Genomic DNA, 22785 nt, shown 5'->3' on the forward strand with positions numbered 1-22785 from the left:
CTGTTGTGCCACCGGCGCGGGCGCGGGCGCCGGAGCGGCGGGGGGCGCCGGAGCAAAATTCTGCTCCGGCGCCGCCACCGGCTCCGGCACCGGTGCGTCCACGACCGGGCCCGCGCCCGCCCTGGCAGCAGTACGGCGCATTACTCGATGACCAGTTCTTCGAAGACGATGGTCACGGTCTCGGTGAGCGCCTGGGCCTCGCCGGCCTTGAGCGCACTCGCGTCGATCTTGGAACACCAGGCGTTGCGCATGTTGTAACGCTTCACCGGGTTGTTCTGGTAATCCATCATGATGATCGACGCGTTCTTGCGGGCCGTGCTCATCTGGCCCGTGATCGAGTCGTTGATCCAGGTCGTGAAGGCCGGCGACTGCGTCATACCGCGCACGACGGTGCACTGACCGTCCTTCTGCACGCCGGGCATGAGGCTGACCTCGGGCCTGCCCTGCGCCGAGTTCGACAGGTGCTTGATGACGTCCTGTTCGATGCTGAGGCCGTTGACCTCGGCGAGGTACTCGACCATCACGCCGTCGATCTGGAGACCGAAATTATGTGAAGTGAGGGCGTCACCCGGGCTGAGACTCATCTGTTCTCTGTCCTTCTGAGGGTTCTTGTCTGTGACGTACGAGGGCTAACGGAAGCCGTACGGGGGCTGACCGCGGAGGCAGGCGGTGCCTACTCCTCCAGCTCGCCGCTGCCGCTGGAGAACTGGGCCAGGCGGAAGATCACGAACTCGGCGGGCTTGACGGGCGCGATGCCGATCTCGCAGATCACGCGGCCGAGGTCGACCGACTCCGGGGTGTTGGTCTCCTCGTCGCACTTGACGTAGAACGCCTCTTCCGGCCGCTGGCCGAAGAGGGCGCCGCTGCGCCACTCGTTGACGAGGAACGCCGACACGTTGCGCCGGATCCGGGCCCACAGGTTGTGGTCGTTCGGCTCGAACACCACCCACTGGGTGCCGAGCAGGATCGACTCCTCCAGGTAGTTGAAGTACCGGCGGACGTTCAGGTAGCGCCAGGCCGGGTCCGAGGACATGGTGCGGGCGCCCCAGACGCGGATGCCGCGGCCCGGGAAGGCGCGGATGCAGTTGACGCCGATGGGGTTGAGCAGGTCCTGCTCGCCGCGGGTGATCTGCAGCTCTAGGTCCACCGCGCCGCGCACGACCTCGTTGGCGGGCGCCTTGTGCACACCGCGCTCGAAGTCGTTGCGGGCCCAGATGCCGGCGACGTGACCGCTCGGCGGGGTCAGCCGGGACTGGCCGGACGCCGGGTCGAAGACCTTCACCCAGGGGTAGTACAGGGCCGCGTACTTGGAGTCGTAACCGGCGGTCTCCTGACGCCAGACACGGATCTCGCGGGCGTTCAGGCTGGGCGGCGGGTCGATGACGGCGACGCGGTCGCCCATCAGCTCGCAGTGCGCGATCAGACCGAGCTGGACGGCCTTGACGGCCTCCAGGTCGATCGCGCCGCGCTGGTAGGCGGCCATCAGGTCGGGGACGGCGACCATGGAGATCTCGTCCACGGCCTCCAGGCCGCCGAAGCCGGTGCGGTCGGCGGAGTCGCCGAGGTACTGGGCCGGGCCCGGGTGCGATTCGTCCGAACCGGCAGGTACGGCGGGGGAGTTGGACGAGGCGGCCGACGGGGCGGCCAGGGCCACCGTCTGGTTCTCGGGGCGCGCCAGCTGCGCGGTGGGCGCGGCCTCCTGCACGGTGATGAGCTTGGAGCGCTCCTTCACCTGCGTGACGACGTAGTTGCGGCCGCCCTTCTTGGCGGTCACGTCGAAGGACTCGACGGGCTTGTCGCCGTCCTTGACGATCAGCTTGAAGCGCTCGGCGGGGCCCTCGCCCTCGGGGTCCGCGACCTCGACGCTGAGCGAGCCGCCCGCGACCGCGGTGACGCTGAAGGTGCCGAGCTGCTTCGGCTCGCCGGCCGTGAGCGCGGCGCGGGCCGCGGAGCCGGAGACGGCCGCCGGGGCGCCGTTCGCGGACGCGCCGTTCTCGGCGGAGCCGTCGGACGCGCCGCCGACGCGCACGACGTACGCGGCGCTGCCGCCGTTGTTGAAGAACCCGTACACGGAGTGCGCGAGGTAGTAGCCGTCGGTGAAGGCACCGAAGGCCGCGACGTACTGCGACCAGTTGGTCACCAGCGTCGGCTCGTTCAGCGGGCCGTGCGGGGCGAGCCCCACGAAGGCCGCCACCGACGTGCCCACTCCCTCGATGGGACGCGAGCCGCTGGCCACCTCCTCGACGTAAACGCCGGGCGACAGGTAGGACGGCATGCTCTGCTCTCCTCGGGGTACGAGACAGGTCTGCTCCGACTCTCACGCGCGCGGGCGTTCGTTGAAACGTCCTGCGGTACCTGATCGGGGGCAAACTCCCTGCCCGCAAGGGCAGCGCGAGGTCTCCATGTGCCCCCTGATCCCGTCGTTCTGCCCCGATGGGTGCCCCTGCCGCTCTCCCCGCGCCGGGCCCCTTCGGGTAATGCTGGAGGATCAGCTGTGGAGGGAAACGTCATGCGCGCGCAGGAAGCCGAGGCCGAGAAGGCCGGTGGTGATCAGGTCAAGATCCGCCCGACGACGGACCGTGGCACCACCGCGGACCGGATCCTGGCGCTGCAGAGCGCGGCGGGCAACGCCGCGGTGACCCAGGCCGTGCAGCGCAGACAGCACCAGCACGGTGCGGGCTGCGGCCACACCCCCGACGAACAGCGCGAGCTGGTGGACCAGGTCGTGAAGTCCCCGGGCAGCCGGATGAACGGCTCACTGCTCCAGGAGACGGCGAGCTGGTTCCAGGGCGAGGACTTCAGCACCGTGAAGCTCCACACGGACACGGTCGCCCTGCAGTCCGCCAAGGCCATCGGTGCCCGCGCGTACACCGCCGGCGAGAACGTGGTCTGGGACGGCAAGGACAAGCCGACGCTCATCCACGAACTGCAGCACGTCAAGGACCAGCGCAGGGGTGCCGTCCCCGGCACCGACAACGGCTCGGGCCTGAAGGTCTCCAGCCAGGGCGACTGGGGTGAGAAGCGCGCGGAGGCGATCGAGGCGCAGGCGAGGAGCGGGGCGGCGCCCGTGCAGCGCGCGCTCGACTCCGACACCGAGGAGGCCGTCGGGCACGGCCACGGCGGGGCGGCGGTGCAGCGTGCCCTCGCGGGCACGGTCCAGCGGGCCTCCGGACCGGCTGTCCAGCGTGCTCCCGAGCCGACGGTGCAGCGCGCCCTGGACCCCGAGGTGATCAGGGGGGCTCAGGAGAAGCTGGGTGTCGAGGGCACCGTCAAGATCGTGGAGGTGCCGGACAACCCCAGCATCCAGGCGGACACCCCCTTCGCCAGCTACCCGGCCGGGAGCTGCATCGGCCTCACCCCGGAGGAGCTCCAGCTCAGCGTCCAGGCACTGAACGGCGGCGAGGGCCATCACGCGGCCTCGGCGGTCGTGGGACTCGCGGGCGGCGGTGCCTACATCGCGTCGCACAAGATCCTGCTCGTGAACAGCACGCCGTCCCCGGGCTTCACCGTGGAGCAGACCGTCCGGCACGAGATGGGCCACGTCCAGCAGGACCAGGCCGGTTTCAGCGTCGACATGTCCGGTGGCAGGCGGGCGCTGGTCGAGTACCACAACATGCTGGTGAACGAGAACCAGTTCGCGGGGGACAACCCGCGCCACGAGTACAACAGCACGGACAACTCCCTGCCGTCCGCGGTCCGGGAGGCGATGGTCGGTGCGGGGCTCGCGCCGGCGAAGCCCTGGGAGACGCTGGTCGAGTACATCAACGGGAACGACCCCGACGGCTCCCAGCGGCAGCTCCTGAACGCCATCGTGGAGGAGCTGAACAAGGACCAGTACAGCGTCGAGCAGGGCGGCAAGTTCAACCGCGCCACGATCCGCAAGAAGATCCAGGACCGGATCGGGCGGTTCTACTTCACCCAGCTCTTCAAGTGACGGTGACGAGGCACCGAGGCCTGCCTCCTCGGACAGCGGCCTTGCCCCTGGGACCCCTGACTTCGGGTCATCCCTGCGGATAGCGTCCCAGAGTGAGCCTTTGGACTTCCCTCGAACCCGCCTCCGCGACCGTGGACCCGGGTGGCAGTACGACGGTGCGGCTGCGTCTGCGGAACACCGGTGATGTGGTGGACGAGTACCGCTTCGAGGCGGTCGGTCCGCTGGCGCCGTGGGCGAGGGTGGAGCCGCAGGTGCTGCGGTTGTATCCGGGGACGACGGGTTCGGTGGACATCGCGTTCGCTCCGCCGCGGACGCCGGATGCGACGGCGGGTCCGAATCCGTACGCGGTGCGGATCACGCCGACGGAGCATCCTGAGGCGACAACGGTTCCCGAGGGGAATCTGACGATCACTCCGTTCACGGAGGTGCGGGCGGAGTTGGTGCCGCCGACCGTGAAGGGGCGTTTCCGGGGCCGCCCGAAGCTGGCGGTCGACAACCTGGGCAATACGAAGCTGACTGCTTCGGTGAGCGGCAGCGACAACGGCGATCAGTTGTCGTACGACATCTATCCGTCGAACGTGCAGATCGAGCCGGGGCGGGCGGCGTTCGTGAAGACGACGCTGAAGCCGCGCCAAATCATCTGGTTCGGGTCCAAGGAGTCCCGCCCCTACACGCTGGCCGTGCAACGGTCGGGCGTGGACCCGCTGGACGTGGAGGGCACGTACGTCCAGAAGGGCTTCCTGCCGCGCTGGCTGGCGACCTTCCTCGGCATCTTCATGGCACTCGCCCTCACCTTCGTGCTGCTGTGGATCGCCTACAAGCCGCAGGTGCGCAGCACGGCCACGGAGAAGCTGCAGGAAGCCGGCATCAGCACGCTGGCACCCTCCCCCACGCTGACCCCCGAGGCGCCGAAGACCCCGTCCGCCGAGCCGGTGGTTTCCGAGCCCGCCGTTCCGACGGCGTCCGGCGACGGTGGTGGCGGTGGCGGCGGTGGCGGCGGGGAAAGCCCGAAGCCGAAGCCCAAGCCCAAGAGCGTGGTGCCCGCGACCAACATCCTGCTGCGCAACACGACCACCAAGATGTGCGCCGAACTTCCCGGCTTCGACAAGGGGAAGGTGACCGGCCGCGTGCAGCAGGCCCCCTGCACCGAGAAGGTGGAGGAGGACAACCAGCTCTGGAACCTGGAGGTGCGCCAGAAGAAGGCGGGCCCCGGTGCCACCGACCTCTTCGTGATCCGCAACGTCAAGGACCAGCTCTGCATGGACCTGCCGGAGGCGGGGGCGCAGCCCGTGACGGTGGGGGTGTTCGAGTCCGAATGCGTGGGCACGTCCGCGGACAACGACCTGTGGTGGATCGACAAGCAGGAGAGCGGCGCCTACTGGATTCGCAACTTCGCCAGCAACAACAAGTGTCTGGACGTGGCGGGGTTCAGCACCGGCACGGCCGACACGAATCTGACGCTGTACAACTGCTCCAACTCCGATGACCAGGAGTGGCTCGTCATCCATACCGACACGGATTGAGACCCGGGGCATTGGGTGCCGCCTGTTCGGGCACGCATCGTGCCCGACTGCTTCCTGACTCGGCACCGGATCGGCGTTTAGGTTCCCAGCGTGAGCCTTTGGACTTCCTTGGAGCCCGCCTCCGCGACCGTGGACCCGGGTGGCAGTACGACGGTGCGGCTGCGTCTGCGTAACACCGGTGATGTGGTGGACGAGTACCGCTTCGAGGCGGTCGGTCCGCTCGCGCCGTGGGCGAGGGTGGAGCCGCAGGTGCTGCGGCTGTATCCGGGGACGACGGGTTCGGTGGACATCGCGTTCGCGCCGCCGCGGACGCCGGATGCGACGGCGGGTCCGAATCCGTACGCGGTGCGGATCACGCCGACGGAACACCCGGAGGCGACGACGGTCCCCGAGGGGAACCTGACGATCACCCCCTTCACGGAGGTACGGGCCGAGTTGGTCCCGCCGACCGTGAAGGGGCGTTTCCGGGGCCGTCCGAAGCTGGCGGTCGACAACCTGGGCAATACGAAGCTCACCGCTTCTGTCAGCGGCAGCGACAACGGTGACCAGCTGTCGTACGACATCTATCCGTCGAACGTGCAGATCGAGCCGGGGCGGGCGGCGTTCGTGAAGACGACGCTGAAGCCGCGCCAGATCATCTGGTTCGGGTCCAAGGAGTCCAAGCCGTACACGCTGGCCGTGCAACGGTCCGGTGTGGACCCGCTGGACGTGGAGGGCACGTACGTCCAGAAGGGCTTCCTGCCGCGCTGGCTCGCCACCTTCCTCGGCATCTTCATGGCACTCGCGATCACCTTCGTGCTGCTGTGGATCGCCTACAAGCCGCAGGTGCGCAGCGCGGCCACGGAGAAGCTGCAGGAGGCCGGCATCAGTACGCTGCCGCCCAGCAGTCCCACGGCGTCCCCGCCCATGCCGAGCACGCCCACCGTCGCTCCCACGGCGCCGCCGGCCGCCGCGCCGACCCAGGCCGCGGGCGGGGCGGCGGCCGGAGCCGGGGGCGGTGGTGGCGAGGAGGACAAGGAGACCAAGGCCCCGGAGCGGACCGCGGCGACCGCCGTCCAGGAACTGGCCGCCGAGGAACCGGACAAGAAGCACATCTGCTACCGGGCCTTCGTGAAGGGCAAGGGCTGGACCGAAGCGGTCTGCGACGGCGAGACGGCGGGCACGGTGGGTGAGGAGACGCCCCTCAAGAGCCTCAACATCGCGGTGTCGGGCACCAAGGGCACCGCGAGCGCCGCGTTCGTCCAAGACCCCGAGTCGACGAACGGGCAGGGGCACTACATCGCGCCGTGGTCGGGTGCGGCCGACGGCATCGACAACTACATCGGCAGTACGAAGAAGGACGCGCCGAATCTGCTGGGGTTCACCATCAACGTGGACAACGGGGGTGGGGCCGTGTGCCAGAACGCGCACGTCCGCAACGCGGGCTGGCTCGGGCTCGGCTGTGACAAGCCGGGTGAGGGCGAGGGATTCATCTTCGGGGGAACGCTGGACAACAACCTGTGGCTCGAAGCGGTCAAGTTCACGGTGTGACCCGTCTGCGGGCCGGTGGGGGCCGGCCCAAAGGATTGCGCAGTTCCCCGCGCCCCTGCTTTTGAGGGGCGCGGGGCCCGGTCAGGGTGTTGCTGCCGCGTTCGCCTTCTTCGCGGACAAGTGGCCCTGCGGGTCGCGGAGTTCGGACGCGTTCGCCGGGTCCCGGAGCATACGGCGGACCGCCGGCGCCGGCATCCGGACCACCACCGGCCGCGGGAGCGTGAACTCCCGTACCCCCACCGACCGCCGCCCGCCGGGACCGCGTTCCGCGACCCGCGCCACCACCCGCACGTCCAGCGTGAACTGCACCAGCACCGACTCGAACTTCGGCTTGTGCAGCGGCATCGACCCGGCGGCGTTCGCATGCGCGTCCGTCGCGCTGCCGGTCCCGTCGACGTTGCCGAGCAGCTGGTTCAACCGGAACTCCGTGGCGTTCAGGACCCCCGCCCCGACGATCCCCCGCGCCGTCCTGCTGTGCTCGGCCGACTGCTGGCTGTCCACCCCGGTGGGCCGCGGCGCGTCCAGGCCGCTCTGCGCGACCGTCTCGAACGTCATCTTGTCGCCGACCCCCAGCACCCGCCCGCCCCGCAGCCGTGCGTGCAGCGAGGTGCGCAGGTCCTGCCCCCGCAGACCGCTCGCGTGCACCGGCGGCAGATCCACCCCGGCGGAGGTCAGCAACGGCAGCGCCGAGATCAGCCACTCCGTGGACACGGCCTCGCGCTGGACGTGGGCGGCGGCGTCACCCTGCTTGCCGTACCGCTTGCTGCCGCCCGCCTCCCGCACGGTGTCGTCGATGAGCTTCCGGATGTCCGGCGCGCCCTGGAAGCCGTTGACCTGCGCCTCCATCGGCAGCGTCACCCCGCCGGCGTGCCAGGGCCCCATCCGGTCGGCACGGGCGTCCTCACGGCCGGGCGGAGTCGGCCGCCCCGCCCCCTCTTGCCCTTGTCGCTGCTGTTCCTGCTGGACCGGTTGCAGTTGGTTCAGGGCCGTGAGGTCGTTCTGCAGGATGCGGTGGGTCAGCTGCTGCCCGCTCAGCTGCGCCAGCCCCAACCGGCCCTTGGAGGAGTGCAGTTCGAGCGACGCCGTGATCGGTACGTTCATGCGCACCGAACGCGCCGAGGCCTCGGCGACGGTCTTGACGCCGAGCTGGGCCCGGCCGACGGACGCGGTCTTCTTCGCGTCGCTGGACCCGAGGCCGAGTCCCGCCGCGCCGCCGACGTTCTTCAGCTGGCCGCCGCCGTTCTCGGGCTTCGCGGCCCCGGCGAACACGGCCTCGACCCCGCGCGCGTCACCCTTCTCCCGGCCGCTCGCCCGCTGTGCCGAGGCCGAGGTGATGTACTCCATGTCCCCGGGGCCCTCGTCCAGCGTCTCGGCGTGGGTGCCCGGCCCGTTGCGGCTCACCTTGAACACCGCCCAGTACGGCGTCCTGCGCCCGTCCAGCAGCTCCACGGTGACACCGCCGTCCATGGCACCGGAGAGCAGTCCGGCGGCCCCGTCCCTGTCGAGCACCCGCAGCAACCGCTGCACGTTGTCGTTGCGGTCCTTGAGCTGCTGCCTGGGCAGCAGGTTCTCGGCGAGGCTCTTGTCCCGGCGGCCGAGGCTGCCGCGGAGCTGTTCCAGCAGGGGCACGAAGTCGGGCAGGTTCTCGATCGCGCCGAAGCCGAGCGGGAGGTCCCGGGACAGCTGGGGCCGCGGGGCCGGGGCGCCGCTCTCCCGGCCGCCCTGCCCGTCCTGACCACCCTGCGCGTCCCGCCCGCCACCGGCAGCCACTTTCCCGGTCGCCTTCTCCTGAGCCTTCTCCTGAGCCTTCGCCCCTGCCTTCTCCCGCGTCCTCTCCGCCGTCTTCTCCGGTGCCTTCTCCGGTGCCTTCTCGCCCGGTACGCGCAGCTTCGACGCCCTCAGCTGGTCCGCGGTCAGCCACACGGCCGCCGCCCCCGGCAGGGTCCGCTCGGACTTCGACACGTACGGTCCGCCGCCGGTCACCCCCACCTCGGCGACCATCCGGACCACCAGATCGCAGTGGACCAGATACAGGGGCTGCGTACGCGAGGTGTGGGCGTTGCGCTCGACCGTGCCGGCCAGCGTCGACGCCGTGGACGAGCCCTCGCTCAGGGTGCGGCCCGCCGAGACGCCCTCGCCGGCCCGCCAGTCGGTGCCGTGCTGCATGCCCACGACTCCGGCCTGCACCGACGTACTCGTGCTCTCGGACTCCTGCCCGGTCGCCTGGTGGCCGCCCAGGACGAAGCTCTCCGTGCCGGGGCCCGTGGCCCGGTGCACGACCTTCGGGTTGGCCAGCGCGAACCGCGTACCCACCGCGCCGGTGAGTCCGGCGGTCCGGCGCGGGTAGCGCAGGTTCTTCACGACCCAGCCGGAGGACACGGCCTGCCGCAGTGCCGCGGTGACCGCCTGCGGGCTGAACCGCTCCTCGATCGCGAGCCGCGGCGCCAGCCCCTCGGTGGCCAGGGCCTTGTCCTCGCGCAGTGTCCGGTTGCGGGCGGCGGCCCCGGCCAGCAGCTCGAACGCGAGGTCCCGGATCGGCTGCCCGTCGCCGACGGTCTCCACCAGCGTCCAGTCCCGTACCCGCCGGGAGGCCATCGCCCGCGGCTCCATGCCCGCGAGGTCGCCGATGCCCTCGGCGGCGAAGGTCCGCTGCGGCGGCCCGTGCCCGGCCGTCCGGGCGGCGACGGAGGCGTCCAGCTTCTGCTTCTCGTCGGTGTCCATGGTGAACCCGGCCGGGGTGAGCAGGCGTACGTCCTGGTCCTCCAGCTCCACCGAGCCGATGTGCCTCGCCTCGGGCACGTCCCGGCCCGGCAGCCCGGGTGTCAGGGCGCGCTTGGCCTTGCGCTCGCGGGTCGTCATGGTGACGTCCACGTCGAGGTGCAGCGAGCCGTCGAAGGCGGCGGCGTCCTCGGAGCCGTTGGTCAGGATGTCCGAGCGGGTCGTCGGACCGCCCTGGCCGCGCCGCGCGCCGGCCTTCGTCCGGTCGGCCCGCACGGAGGCGTTCAGCGCGGAGGGGATGATCCGGAACTGGCCGAGCACCATGCCGCCCACCGACCGTGAACTGGAGCGCCCGCTCTGGGCGTTGCTGGTGACACCGGAGTGGCTGCGGACGAGCCAGTCCTTGATGTCACCGGCGTACGTGGTGTCGCCGAGCCGGCCGGTGACCTTGATCTGCACGTCGTGCGCGTGCATCCGGGACTTGCGCCGCATCCGCACGCGGATACCGCTGGAGAGCAACTGGTCCTTGTTGACGGCCAGGTTGGTGTCCGACAGGACGGTCATCAGCTCGCGGTAGTTGCCCCGCTGCGCCTCGGCCTCCTCCGGACTCGTCTTCGCGGGCTCCCGTCCGGCGCCGAAGGCGGGCAGATATCCGGCCAGCTGCGGGTCGGTGGCGAACAGCCGCTGGACGCCGGCGAGCAGCGGCCCGGTGTCGAGCCGGCTGATCGCGACGCTCGATCCCATGGCCCCGAAGGGCAGATGGCGCTCGACGTCCGGCACGGCCTCCCCGGACCCGGACCCGGACCCGACCCCGGAGCCGGACCCGGACGCGACGTCGGAGGCCCGTGCCTTGCCTTTGCCTTTGCCCTTGTCCTGGCCGGAGTCGGTGCCGTCGCCGGAACCCGGGCCCTTGCCGGGATCGGCCTTCGGCTTCTTCACCATCTCGTCCGCGACGACCCCCGACGGCAGCGGCAGCCCGAGGGCCTGCGCCTCGTCGGCCCGCAGGCTCAGCCACACGTCCATCGAGTGGGTCGCCGTCCGGTCGCCCATCCGGGCCTTCATCGCGGGCGAGAGCGGTCCGGTGCCCTCGACGGTGAGCACCACCGTGCCCCGGTAGAGCACCTTGTCGCCGCGGACCTCGGCGCCCTGGCGGCTGGAGACCGTCTGCTCGGACACGGTGAAGCGCGCGCTCTTCGCGCCGAAGGTCGGCATGGCCGTGGCGCGGACCGCCGCGGCGTTCGCCAGCACCCCGACCCCGATGGCGGGGCCCACACCGAACGTGCCGCCGCGCCCCTTGCCCGCGGTGTCCGTCACCGAGTGCTGCGCCTGCTGATGCGTACGCAGCTGGGTCTTGCCGATCTTCCACGCGGGCGCCATCGAACCGATCGCGGCCCGCATCCGGTACGTGCCCACCGCGCTGCCGTCCTTGGCGGTCAGGTCCTCGCCGACGACCTCCTGGCGCAGCAGCCGGGGCATGTCCTCCAGGACGGTGGCGGTCGAGGTGGCGTCGTACAGCCGGGCGCGGCCGGGGGCGCCGGGCGAGGTCAGCGAGGGGTGCAGCACCGAACGGACCGTGTCGAACAGGCCGTTGCCGCCCTCGTGCGGGGCCGCTGAGTCGGTGACCGCGACCGGCGCCAAGCTGTCGGCCCGCGCGACCTTCCGGGCGGTGCGCGCGGTCAGCCGGGCCCCCTGCGGGGGCGTACCGCCGGACGCGGCGGCGACGGAGGCGGGGACCAGATGCTCGGTGGGGACGCGCAGGGTGAGCGTGCCCGTCCCGCTGAACGACTTCACCTCGGGCGCGTCCTGCTTCTTGATCCGTACGCCGTACCGGACCTGGCGGAGCAGTTCGACGGAGCCCTTGTCGCTGCGCAGGACGCGCGGTTCGGCCACGCTCTTCTGGGTGCGGGACTCGCGTGCGGACTGGAACGGCTGGGCGTTCGCCATGACCGCGCCGCCGAGCCAGACGCCGGGCACGACCGGCGCGAGGCCGAAGGCCGTCAGACCGGCGCCGCGGCTCGCGGAGTTGCCCGCGGTGTGGCCCACCGTGGCCTGGGTGTTGTGCTGGACGTCCACCTTGGTGGCCGCGCCCTCGGCCTCGCGGGCCAGCGCGGCCCGCGCAGCCGCCCGGTCGCCGGCCCGTCTGGCGGTCCCGGCGCGCGACTTCAGGACCTCGGCGGAGACGAACGTCTCGGGCCGGTCCCCGGGGGCGGGGGAGATGGTGACGGTGACGTCGTACCAGTCCTTGCCGTTCGGGCCCGCCACGGAGAACGCGCGGCCCTGCCCGTAGAAGGTCTCCGGCCGGCCGGCCAGTTCCTCCTTGATCTCGGCGACGGTTCCGTCGGAGTGCCCGATGGTGGCGGCCAGCGCGGTGCCCACGATCTCGTGGCCGGTCGGCTGCCGGGCGGTGGACAGTCCGGCCGCGGTCAGGTCCCGCAGATACGGCGGCAGGCCCAGCGGCTCCGGTTCGGGGGCGCCCTCGTCGCCCTCCTCGATGGTGGGCAGCACGGACCCCAGCCGGGTGGCGGGGGCGTGTTCGGGCAGTTCCTCGATGGACGACAGTCCGGTGGGCCCGGGCGCCTGCGCGGTGGAGCCGGGCGCCTGCGCGGTGCGCGAGGGGCCCGCGACGGACCGGCCGGTCTCGCCGGGCGGGGTGCCGAGCGGGCGGGTCCGGTGCGGGTTCCTGCCGTGCAGCGCCCTGGACGCCGCGGCGTTGCCCGCGCTCTGCTGCAGCGCGAGCATGGTGCGCGGTTCCGGGCCGCCCGGTACGGAGGTCCTCGCCGCCGTCTCGGGCGCCTTGCCCTGGTCGTTCGACGCCTGCCGCTGTCGGCGCACAGTGAGCCGTCCCCACCACGGGGGCACCCCCGCACGTCTGCCGTTCCGGATCCGTCCGAGAGGCAGCGTAACCAGGGGGATGGGTGGGAAAGGGCAGGTCACATGGGGTGTCAGCTGATCGAGGCCCGCAGCTCACCGGGGGGTCGGCCGTAGTTCACCGGGGCGTCACACGACCCCCTGTGCGCCTACCAGTTGCCCTCTCCGGGGACCAGCCGGCCCGCCTTGCGGTACTCGCGCTCCGCGCCCTCGCGCAGGTCCGCCGTCGTGACCGGGGCGCCGCGTCCGGCGGCCGCGTAGGCGGCGGTGACGACCGCGCTGCGGATCGAGCCGCCCGCCAGCTCGAAGCCCTCGGCGACCGCCGAGGGGTCGGTGCCCTCCTCGCACGGCACCGCGGCGAGGCTGTGCCGCCACAGGGCGAGGCGCTGCCCGGGGTCGGGGAACGGGAAGTCGATCACCAGGTCGAGGCGCCGGGTGAACGCCTCGTCGATGTTGGCGCGCAGGTTGGTGGTGAGCAGCGCGATGCCGTCGAAGGACTCCAGGCGCTGGAGCAGGTAGGCGCTCTCCATGTTGGCGTACTTGTCGTGGGAGTCCTTGACCTCGGAGCGCTTGCCGAAGACCGCGTCCGCCTCGTCGAAGAGCAGCACCGCGTCCGTGCGGTCGGCCTCGGTGAAGATCCGCTCCAGGTTCTTCTCGGTCTCGCCCACGTACTTGTCGACGATCGAGGACAGCTGCACCACGTACAGGTCCAGGCCGAGTTCGGCGGCGACGACCTCCGCCGACAGGGTCTTGCCGGTGCCGGACTCGCCCGCGAAGAGTCCGAGGACACCGCGGCCCCGGCCGCCGCCCGCGCTGAGCCGCCAGTCGCCGAGGACCTGGTCGCGGTGGCGGGCGCGCAGGGCCAGTTCGTGCAGCTGCACGAGGGGCTTGTCGGGCAGGACGAGGTCCCCCCAGTCCACGTCGGGCCTGATCCGCCGGGCATGCTGCTCAAGGCCCGAGGCGGACTGCTGCCGTGCGGCGAGCCGCAGATGCGCGGCGGTCACCGGGGTGCCGTCGAAGCCGGCGAGGTGCTGGGCGGCCTGCGCGGCCCGCAGGATGCGGTCGCCGCCGAGCCGGTAGGGGGCCACCGTGGCGGCGAGGTCGAAGCCGGGCTCGTCCCGCAGGGCGGCCGACCAGACGTCCACCGCGCCGGCCCGCTGCCGGGGCGCGTCGAGGACCAGCGGGTCGTGCTCGCACCACTGCGGGTCGTACGGCCGCGGCCCGGTGAGCAGCACGGGCACCCCGGAGTGCGCCAGCGCCCGGACCAGCGGCCCGGGCTTCTCGGGCAGGGCGGACGCCACGACGGCGGCGTCGCGCAGCCTGGCCTCCCGCAGGAGTTCGGGTACGCGCTCCTCGGGGCCCGTGAAGTGCAGGGCCTCGTAGCCGGCGGTTCGCAGCGCGGCGGCGGCCCCGGCGAGCCCGTCGCCCTCGCGGTGTTCGCGCAGATAGACGGTCAGGGGCGCGCTGCTCAGCCGGGCGGCCAGCTTGTCGCTGAACCCGTCGTCGTGCGAGGGCGCGGCGGTCGCGAGCGGGTGGACGTGGCCGACGAGCGCGGGGTCCAGGGTGTCGTCGCCGAGCAGATGCGCGATGAGCCGGTCGGGTACGCGCAACGCCCGGCTGAGGAAGGGGCGTTCGGGGTCCTCGACGTTCAGCAGGCCGAGGGCGGTCAGGGGCGCCGAGGGATGGAAGCGGGCCCGGGCCCCGGCGAAGTGCACGGGCAGCCCGCACAGGTCGAGGGCGAGCCCGGTGGTGGCGCGGCGCCTGCTGACGTCGTCGTTGAGATACCCGTACAGCGACTCGAAGGAGCGCTCCAGGTCGGGGGCGAGGGCGATCAGCAGGATCCGCAGATCCAGCTCGGTGAGCCCGAGCCGCACCGCGAGCAGTTCCAGCCGGTCGGGGCCACCGCCCTCGTACGCCGCCCCGTCCCGGTCGTCCGGCCCGTCCTCGAAGGCGGAGGGGTACGAGGCCGTCGTGGGTGCGAGCAGATGCCGTACGGCCTCGTCGGAGAGGTACAGGCCGCGCAGCGGGTCGCCCGCCGTGGGGTCCCCGGCGGTGCGCTCGTCGACCAGTTCGCCGACACGGTCGCGCAGCCGGGCCAGGCGCAGCAGGAGCGGGTCGGACGTGAGCGGGGCGTGGGCGGTCACTTCTGCCGTTCTCCGGTGTTCTGCCGGTCACCGGTGCTGCCGTGCTGAGCGGGGCTGTCGTTCTCGCGTGTGCCGGTGCCCAGGGGTGAGGACTTGAGGTGCCGTGGCCGGTGCCGGCGTTCCTCCGAACCCTCCAGCGAGCCGTCGATGCCGCGGATGCGCACACCCGCGCCCTCCGTGACCGGGGGCCCGGCGTCGTACTCGGGGAAGGCCGGGAAGGGCGCGGTCACGACGAGGTCCAGGGACGGCTTCAGTTCGCCGCCCATCGCGGACCAGATCTCGGCCAGCGAGCGGGACTCGGTGTGCAGCCCGGCCACCGTGAGCGGGATGGACAGGCCCAGCGCGCCGAGCGGGCCCGGCAGTTCGCTCGCGGGGATCAGCTCGTGGGGCAGCAGCGTCGCCAACGCGGCCGACAGCAGCCGGTGTTCGTCCAGCGGCTGCTTGGTCCACGCGGTGACCAGGTAGGACAGCCGGAACCAGCGGGGCGGCTGACGGCGGCGTACGACGATGTCGCGGTCGTCGCGCACGGCGGTGTGACCGCGCTGGCGCCTGGAGACGTCCTCGCGGATGTCGTACAGGTAGGTGTTGATGGTCGGCGCGTTGCGCCGGGCCGCCCAGTCGCGGGTCGGGGCCTCGAAGGAGACGTCGATGCCGGACCCGGCCAGCGCACCGCCCCCGAGCAGCCGCTTGAGGACCTCGTCCACCTCGTGGATCACCGTCGCGCTCCCGCCCTGCTGTGCCGTGCCCTGCCGTACCGCCACCGGATGACGGCGCGGCTGTCCGCGGCGACGCCGCAACCGCTGTCGTGGACCGCTGTTGTCACCGATGACCGCGGTCGTGACCGACGACCGCTGTTGTAACCGATCGTGCCTGGGACGGCTCCGTCTCCGCAGGCACGCCGGGGACGACCGGCGGGCACAGAGTGCTGCCCCCGCGTCCGCCTCCGACTGCCCGTTCGATCAGATGTAGCCTTCGCGGAGGGCATGTGCCACCGCATGCGCCCGGTTGCGCAGATGCAGCCGGGTGGTGAGCCCGTGCATCACGTTCTTGACGGTCCGTTCGGAGTAGGACAGCTTGCTGGCGATCTCCCCGGTGTCGAGCCCCTCGGCGACGAGCCTCAGCACGTCCACTTCACGCGGTGCGAGCCCCGAGGAAGGGGCTCCGGGATGGCTGCTCGCCGTGCGGTGCAGCGAACCCACCTGGCTGATCAGCCGGCCGAGCAGATCCGCGGGCAGATCGCCGTCGCCCCGGGAGGCCGCCACGACCGCCTGCACCAGACGGTGCGCGGTGGCCTCGTGGCGCCACACGATGGCGCCGACCCCGCACTCGATGACGTCGAGCAGTTCGGTCTCGCGGATCACGCTCACCACGAGGACGGCACGGGCGCCCTCGCTGCGCACCAGTCGGCGCAGCCGGGACAGCGCCGCCTCGTCCAGCGTCTCGCTGATCAGCAGGGCGACGGTGTCGGGTCCTGTCTCGGTCTCCTCGCGGAGGTCGATCACCGGGTGCTGTCTCAGCTGGCTGAGCGCTCCTTCCCGGGTGATCGGATCCGAGGCGTGTACCGCCACCGGTATTCGGGACTCGGGCTCTGCCGTGCCCGGAGCCGCGGTCCCAAATGAGCTGCGCAACTCACTCCCCTATGTTCACGAGCCCGTCACCTCTGTGGCATCCGTGACAGGCGTGCGGTCCTCACACTTCTGGGGGCCGTGTGTCCGGCGCAATCGTGGAGCACCACGAGACACACCACGAGATCGGAAACAGGATCCGAAACGACGTCGCACATATGACAGTGGGTCATCTCACGCAACGGGAGCTGCCCGTTCCGCCGTCCCACACAGTGGGCCGCACCACGGCCGCGAGGGAGGCAGGGATGTACGTACCACTGCTTGAGCGCCGTCAAACCCTGGAACTGGTGGCCGCCGAGGCCGCGCGCGCCCGCGCCGGAACCGGGCGGCTGGTGCTGCTGCGGGGTGCCACCGGTACGGGCCGGTCCGCGCTCCTCGAAGCCGCCGCCGAGCAGGCGGAGTCGGCCGGGATGCGGGTGCTGCGGGCCCGCTGCTCGCCCGACGACACGGCGCTGCCCTTCTCGGCCGTACGTCAACTGCTGGGCCCGCAGGCCGAGTTCGCCGACACCCGGGAGGTGCCGGACGAACGGGCCCGGGGGGCCTGGCTGTGGCGGCTGCTGCGGTCGTTCACGGCCGGACCGCCGCTCCTGATGACCGTGGACGACGTCCATCTCGCGGACGACGCCTCACGGCGCTGGCTCGTCGACGCCGCCCGGCGGGTGGACCGCTTACCGGTTCTGCTGGTGGTGACCGAGCGCAGCCAGTACGACCTGGACGCACCGTCGGCGGGCCTCGCGCACACACTCTCCCCCGCACTCGTACGCACACTCACTCTCTCTCCGCTGGGGCCCGACTCCACGGCACAACTGGTCCGTTCGGACTTCGGCACGGTCCCCCAGTCCTGGGTGGAGGACTGCGTACGGGCGAGCGCGGGCAGCCCGCTGCTGCTGCGCGCCCTGCTGGACGACCTGCGCGGCACCCTGCCTGCCACGGTGCCGAGGGCGAGCGCCGCGCTGTACCCGGGCGCGTACCAGGCCGCGGTCTCCTGGTGGCTGGACAGCGCGGGCCCCGCCACGACGGAGGTGGCCCGCACACTGGCGACCCTGGACGACGCGTTGCCGGGCCCACGCACCCGGACATCGTTCGAGCCGCCGAACGGCGCGACGCCGGGGGACCGGCGGGGGCCGGCCTGGCCGGAGGCCGGAGCGTCGGCCGTCGCTGCCGCCTCCGCGGACACCGGCGCCCGGGGCGTGGAGGCCGCGTCCGCCGCGGGTCGGCCCGACGGCGATGCGGGCCGCCCGGACGCGGGCGACCCCGCCCACGGCGAACCGGCGGAGCACGGCCGGGCCCGGCCCTCGAAGGCGCCCCGGCCTGCCGGCGACGGCTTCCTCGGCGACGGCTCCTGCGCCGACGGGCCGCGCGCTGACGGCTTCTCGGGCACCGGCTCCCCGGACGGCGGCGCTGCCGCGGAGGCCACGGCTGCCGGCGGCGCGATCCCGGGCACCGCGACTTCCGCGGGTACGGCCGCGGGCGCCCCACCTCCCGGCGGCCCCGCCGCGGACACCCCCGCCCCCACCGACCCGCCCCCGGACGACGCCGCCGCGCGCGAGCTCGCCGAGCTGCTCGGCGCGGTCACCGATGCCGATCCCGCCCGGGTGACGGGGTGGCTGACCGCCATGACCCGGCTCGGGATTCTGCGGGCCGGCGGCGACGGGCGGCCCCGCTATGCCCATCCGCTGCTGCGGGACGCGGTGCTGAGCGGCTGGCCCGTGGCCCGGCGCCGCGCCGCGCACCGCAGGGCCGCCGAGGTCATGCTGCGGCGCGGCGAACGCGCCGAGGTCGTCGCCGGCCAGTTGCTGCGGGCCGACGCGGTCGGCGAGCCCTGGGTCACCGGCGTCCTGCTGGACGCCTCCGCGATCGCCGTCCACGACGGCCGCACCGCCGACGCCCTCCCCTACCTGCGCCGTGCCCTGGACGAGCCCCTGCCCGACGACCACCGTCAGCGGCTCCTCACCGAACTGGGCTCCCTGGAGTACGCCACCGTCCGCTCCTCCGCCGGCATACCCCGCCTCGCCGAGGCGGTACGCCTGCCGGGCGTCCCGCAGGACCGGGTCCGCGCGGCGGTCGCCCTGGGCACCGCACTGGCCGGCCGGGGCGAGGCCCGCGCCGCCGTCGACGTACTGCGCTCGCTCGACTCGCAGCTCACCGGCCACCCCGACCTGGCCCGCACCCTCCAGATCGCCTCCGCGCTGCTCTCCGACCAGGACCACGAGATCCGGCAGGAGGTCTACCGCTGGCTGCGGGAGAACGCCGACCGCTCCCCGCGCCTGGTCGGCACCGCGGGCCAGGCCCTGCTCGTACGGTACGAGGCCACGGCGGGCCTGCTGGCGGCGGACGCCGCCATGAAACGCGTACGGGCCCTTCTCGCGGAGCCCGTCGAACCGCTCGCGGAGCCCTTCCTGCTGGGCACGGCCGCCGCCGTCGCGCAGTGGGCCGACGAACTCGAAGAGGCCGAACGGCTCGTCGGGCGGGGCCTGGCCCGACAGCGTCCGTCGCTGCTGCACCCGATGCACCGCGCCCTGCTGAACGTCGGCGCCGACCTCGCCGCCGCCCGCGGCGACTACGCGCGCCTGCTCACCGGACCCGACGCCAGGCCGTCGCCCGGCGCCCGGCTGGGCCCGGGCAACGGCCAGGCCCACGCCGTGATCGCGCTCGTCGAGACCGGCCGGGCGGTGGAGGCCCGCAGGCTCGCGGGCGGCTTCGACCTGCGGGAGGCGAAGGACTCCTGGGAGGTGAACCGGTTCCTGTACGCGCGAGGAGTGCTGCGGGCCGCCGGCGGAGACCCTGCGGGCGCCCTCGACGACTTCCTCGAATGCGGACGCCGTCAGTCGGCGCGTGACGTGGTGAGCCCGGTCGTCACCCCCTGGCGGACCGCCGCCGCGGAGTGCCGGCTGGCGCTCGGCCGCCCCCGGGAGGCACTGGAACTGGCCGAGGAGGAACTGCGCCTGGCCCAGGTGTGGAACACCCCGCGGCCGGTCGGCCGCGCCCTGCGCGTCCTCGGCCTGGCGACCGGCGGCCGACGCGGCCTGGAACTCGCCGACCAGGCCGTACGCGTACTGCGGGACGCCCCCGCAGACGTACCGCTCGACACGGAACTGATCCCCGCGCTGATCGCACAGGGACGCCAGCTCACCGCCGCCGGAGAGCGGGCCCGCGCCCGCGACTGCCTGCGGGAGGCGGCCGAACGCGCCGAACGGCTGGGCGCCGTACGGCTGCGGGCCGACGCCGAGCAGGTCCTGCGCGAGGGCGGCGCCCGCCGCACCACGACGGCGCTCACCGGGTCGGCCGCGCTCACCGGCAGCGAACGCCGGATAGCCGAACTGGCCGCCGACGGCCGGACGAACACGGAGATCGCGGAACTGCTGCACCTCGCGCGCCGCACCGTAGAGACGCATCTGACCAGCACCTACCGAAAGCTGGGCATCCGCCGCCGGGGCGAGCTGACGACCGCGCTCGACGACCGGCGGGACGGCTGACGGCACGGGGGATCGGGCGGCCGGATATCCCTTTGCCTTTCAGGGGCGCGGGGAACTGCGCGAACGGCCCCCACCGGCGGTGCGCCGCTTTTGGAGGCGCGGGGAACTGCGCGAACGGCCCCACCGGCGGTGCGCCGCTTTCAGGGGCGCGGGGAACTGCGCGAACGGCCCCACCGGCGGTGCGCCGCTTTCAGGGGCGCGGGGAACTGCGCGAACGGCCCCCGCCGGCGATCGGCCGAGAACGAAACGAGCGGCCCCCCACCGTTCCCGACAGGGAATCCGGCAGGGGACCGCTCAGGGGTCCGGACCGCTACTTCACCGGCTCGGGCTGCGGCTCGCTCTCCGCCTCAGCCGCCCCCGCCGGAGGCTCAGGCAGCGTCCTGACCGAGTCGAGCAGCAGCTGAGCCACGTCCACGACCTGCACGGACTCCTTCGCCTTGCCGTCGTTCTTCTTGCCGTTGACCGAGTCGGTCAGCATGACGAGGCAGAACGGGCAGGCGGTCGAGACGATGTCGGGGTTCAAGGACAGCGCCTCATCGACACGCTCGTTGTTGATGCGCTTGCCGATCCGCTCCTCCATCCACATCCGCGCACCACCCGCACCGCAGCAGAAGCCGCGCTCCTTGTGGCGGTGCATCTCCTGCTGGCGCAGGCCCGGCACGGCGGACATGATCTCGCGCGGGGGCGTGTAGATCTTGTTGTGCCGGCCCAGGTAGCAGGGGTCGTGGTAGGTGATCAGGCCCTCGACCGGGGTCACCGGGATCAGCTTGCCCTCGTCGATGAGGTGCTGGAGCAGCTGGGTGTGGTGGATGACCTCGTAGTCGCCGCCGAGCTGCGGGTACTCGTTGCCGAGGGTGTTGAGGCAGTGCGGGCAGGTCGCGACGATCTTCTTCGCGGACTTCGGCTTCTTCGACTCCGCGGTGACCTTGCCGTCGTCGTCCATCTCCTCGCCGAAGGCGGCGTTGAGGGACATGACGTTCTCCATGCCGAGTTCCTGGAACAGGGGCTCGTTGCCGAGGCGGCGGGCGGAGTCACCGGTGCACTTCTCGTCGCCGCCCATGATGGCGAACTTCACGCCCGCCATGTGCAGCAGCTCGGCGAAGGCCTTGGTGGTCTTCTTCGCCCGGTCCTCCAGAGCGCCGGCGCAGCCGACCCAGTACAGGTACTCGACCTCGGAGAGGTCCTCCAGATCCCGTCCGACGACGGGGATCTCGAAGTCGACCTCCTTGGTCCACTCAAGGCGCTGCTTCTTGGCGAGCCCCCAGGGGTTGCCCTTCTTCTCCAGGTTCTTGAGCATCGTCCCGGCCTCGGAGGGGAACGCGCTCTCGATCATCACCTGGTAGCGGCGCATGTCGACGATGTGGTCGATGTGCTCGATGTCGACGGGGCACTGCTCGACGCAGGCGCCGCAGGTGGTGCAGGACCACAGCACGTCGGGGTCGATGACCCCGTTCTCTTCGAGGGTGCCGATGAGCGGCCGCTCGGCTTCCGCGAGGGCGGCGGCGGGCACGTCCTTGAGCTGCTCGGCGGAGGCCTTCTCGTTGCCCTCCATGTCCTTGCCGCCGCCCGCGAGGAGGTACGGGGCCTTGGCGTGCGCGTGGTCGCGCAGCGACATGATCAGCAGCTTCGGGGAGAGCGGCTTGCCGGTGTTCCAGGCGGGGCACTGCGACTGGCAGCGCCCGCACTCGGTGCACGTGGAGAAGTCCAGCAGGCCCTTCCAGGAGAACTGCTCCACCTGGCTGACACCGAAGACGTCGTCGTCACCGGGGTCGGTGAAGTCGATCGGCTTCCCGCCGGAGGTCATGGGCTGCAGCCCGCCCAGCGCGGTGCCGCCGCTCGCCTCCCGCTTGAACCAGATGTTCGGGAAGGCGAGGAAGCGGTGCCAGGCGACACCCATGTTGGTGTTGAGCGAGACGACGATCATCCACACGAAGGACGTGCCGATCTTGATCGTCGCGACGAGGTAGACCAGGTTCTGCAGCGTGCTCAGCCCGAGGCCCTTGAAGGCCAGGACCAGGGGGTACGAGGCGAAGTACGCGGCCTCGTAGCCCTCGACGTGGTGGAGGGCGCCCTCCAGGCCGCGCAGCACGTAGATGGCGAGGCCGATGGTGAGGATGACGTACTCGACGAAGTAGGCCTGGCCGGACTTGGAGCCCGCGAACCGGGACTTGCGGCCGGCCCGCGAGGGCAGGCTGAGCAGGCGGATGGCCATGAGCACGGCGATGCCGAGGATCGTCATCACGCCGATGAACTCGATGTAGAGCTCGAACGGCAGGAATCCGCCGATGACCGGCAGCACCCAGTCGGCCTGGAAGAGCTGGCCGAAGGCCTGGACGAGGGTGGGGGGCAGCGTCAGGAAGCCGATGGCCACGAACCAGTGGGCGAAGCCGACGATGCCCCACCGGTTCATCCGGGTGTGACCGAGGAATTCCCTCACCAGCGTGACGCTGCGCTGGTACGGGTTGTCGGTGCGGGTTCCGGCGGGGACCGGCTGGCCGAGCTTGAAGTACCGGACGAACTGGCCGATGGCGCGCGCGATGAGGGCGACGCCGACCACGGTCAGGACCAGCGACACGATGATCGCGGCGAGTTGCATTTCGGGGCTCCTCGGGCCTGCGAGGGTCATTACTGAGCGGTAGCTTACGCAGTCCTACGAGACTACCCATTCCTGTGTCCGCACTGTAGTCAGCGCCACGGTGATCTGCGTCGCTGAGGCATACCTGGGTACACGTGGCGAGGCTGAGCTTGTCCGCGCAGTTCCCCGCGCCCCTGAAGACGGGGGCTGCGCCCCGGCTTCCCCGTCGGGTGCGGGCCCGGTGGGGGTTGCTCGCGCAGTTCCCCGCGCCCCTTGAGGGGCGGGGCTGCGCCCCGATCTGTCCGTCGGGTGCGGGTCCGGTGGGGGTTGCTCGCGCCGTTCCCCGCGCCCCTGAAAAGCAAAAGCCGGGGCGCAGCCCCGCTTTTGAGGGG

11 protein-coding genes are annotated in these 22785 nt (G+C 72.1%); 4 read left to right on the forward strand and 7 right to left on the reverse strand.

Going from position 1 to position 22785, the window contains the following annotated elements; translation table 11 throughout:
* Window positions 1–140 precede the first annotated feature (140 nt).
* Window positions 141–584 (reverse strand): phage tail protein, encoded by a 444-nt coding sequence (locus ACFWGJ_RS24485; RefSeq protein WP_107018041.1) that lies wholly within the window; start codon window positions 582–584, stop codon window positions 141–143.
* Between the two features lie 89 nt (window positions 585–673).
* Window positions 674–2275, reverse strand: coding sequence for a phage tail sheath subtilisin-like domain-containing protein (locus ACFWGJ_RS24490; RefSeq protein ID WP_387328202.1), 1602 nt, complete (start codon window positions 2273–2275; stop codon window positions 674–676).
* Window positions 2276–2509: 234 nt separating this feature from the next.
* On the opposite strand from ACFWGJ_RS24490, the gene ACFWGJ_RS24495 reads away from it, so the two are divergent.
* The 3 genes from ACFWGJ_RS24495 to ACFWGJ_RS24505 all read left to right on the forward strand — a co-directional run bounded on the left by ACFWGJ_RS24495 (window position 2510) and on the right by ACFWGJ_RS24505 (window position 6987).
* Window positions 2510–3934 (forward strand): DUF4157 domain-containing protein, encoded by a 1425-nt coding sequence (locus ACFWGJ_RS24495; protein ID WP_387328205.1) that lies wholly within the window; start codon window positions 2510–2512, stop codon window positions 3932–3934.
* Window positions 3935–4026: 92 nt separating this feature from the next.
* On the forward strand, window positions 4027–5457 hold the full coding sequence (locus ACFWGJ_RS24500; protein ID WP_387328208.1) for an RICIN domain-containing protein: 1431 nt from the start codon (window positions 4027–4029) through the stop codon (window positions 5455–5457).
* A gap of 90 nt (window positions 5458–5547) precedes the next feature.
* The gene (locus ACFWGJ_RS24505) at window positions 5548–6987 is read left to right on the forward strand and encodes a hydrolase (RefSeq protein WP_387328211.1); all 1440 of its coding nucleotides are present in this window, start codon (window positions 5548–5550) and stop codon (window positions 6985–6987) included.
* 81 nt (window positions 6988–7068) lie between these two features.
* Here ACFWGJ_RS24505 and ACFWGJ_RS24510 read toward each other — a convergent pair whose 3' ends face one another.
* The 4 genes from ACFWGJ_RS24510 to ACFWGJ_RS24525 all read right to left on the reverse strand — a co-directional run bounded on the left by ACFWGJ_RS24510 (window position 7069) and on the right by ACFWGJ_RS24525 (window position 16345).
* Window positions 7069–12537, reverse strand: coding sequence for a hypothetical protein (locus ACFWGJ_RS24510; RefSeq protein ID WP_387328214.1), 5469 nt, complete (start codon window positions 12535–12537; stop codon window positions 7069–7071).
* 185 nt (window positions 12538–12722) lie between these two features.
* Window positions 12723–14717 (reverse strand): ATP-binding protein, encoded by a 1995-nt coding sequence (locus ACFWGJ_RS24515; RefSeq protein WP_387328217.1) that lies wholly within the window; start codon window positions 14715–14717, stop codon window positions 12723–12725.
* The gene (locus ACFWGJ_RS24520; RefSeq protein ID WP_381833343.1) at window positions 14714–15433 is read right to left on the reverse strand and encodes a DUF4255 domain-containing protein; all 720 of its coding nucleotides are present in this window, start codon (window positions 15431–15433) and stop codon (window positions 14714–14716) included. Before ACFWGJ_RS24520 ends, ACFWGJ_RS24515 begins: the two co-directional genes overlap by 4 nt.
* Before the next feature lie 243 nt (window positions 15434–15676).
* Window positions 15677–16345: a LuxR C-terminal-related transcriptional regulator gene (locus ACFWGJ_RS24525; RefSeq protein ID WP_381834100.1), complete on the reverse strand. Its 669-nt coding sequence runs from the start codon at window positions 16343–16345 to the stop codon at window positions 15677–15679.
* A 242-nt stretch (window positions 16346–16587) separates the two neighbouring features.
* On the opposite strand from ACFWGJ_RS24525, the gene ACFWGJ_RS24530 reads away from it, so the two are divergent.
* Window positions 16588–19818 carry an AAA family ATPase gene (locus ACFWGJ_RS24530; RefSeq protein WP_387328220.1) on the forward strand — a complete coding sequence of 1077 codons (3231 nt, stop codon included), beginning with the start codon at window positions 16588–16590 and terminating at the stop codon, window positions 19816–19818.
* Between the two features lie 310 nt (window positions 19819–20128).
* On the opposite strand, the gene ACFWGJ_RS24535 is transcribed toward ACFWGJ_RS24530, so the two are convergent.
* Window positions 20129–22414, reverse strand: coding sequence for a heterodisulfide reductase-related iron-sulfur binding cluster (locus ACFWGJ_RS24535; protein ID WP_387328223.1), 2286 nt, complete (start codon window positions 22412–22414; stop codon window positions 20129–20131).
* Window positions 22415–22785: the final 371 nt, after the last annotated feature.

The organism is Streptomyces sp. NPDC060205, assembly GCF_042728395.1.
GTDB lineage: Bacteria > Actinomycetota > Actinomycetes > Streptomycetales > Streptomycetaceae > Streptomyces.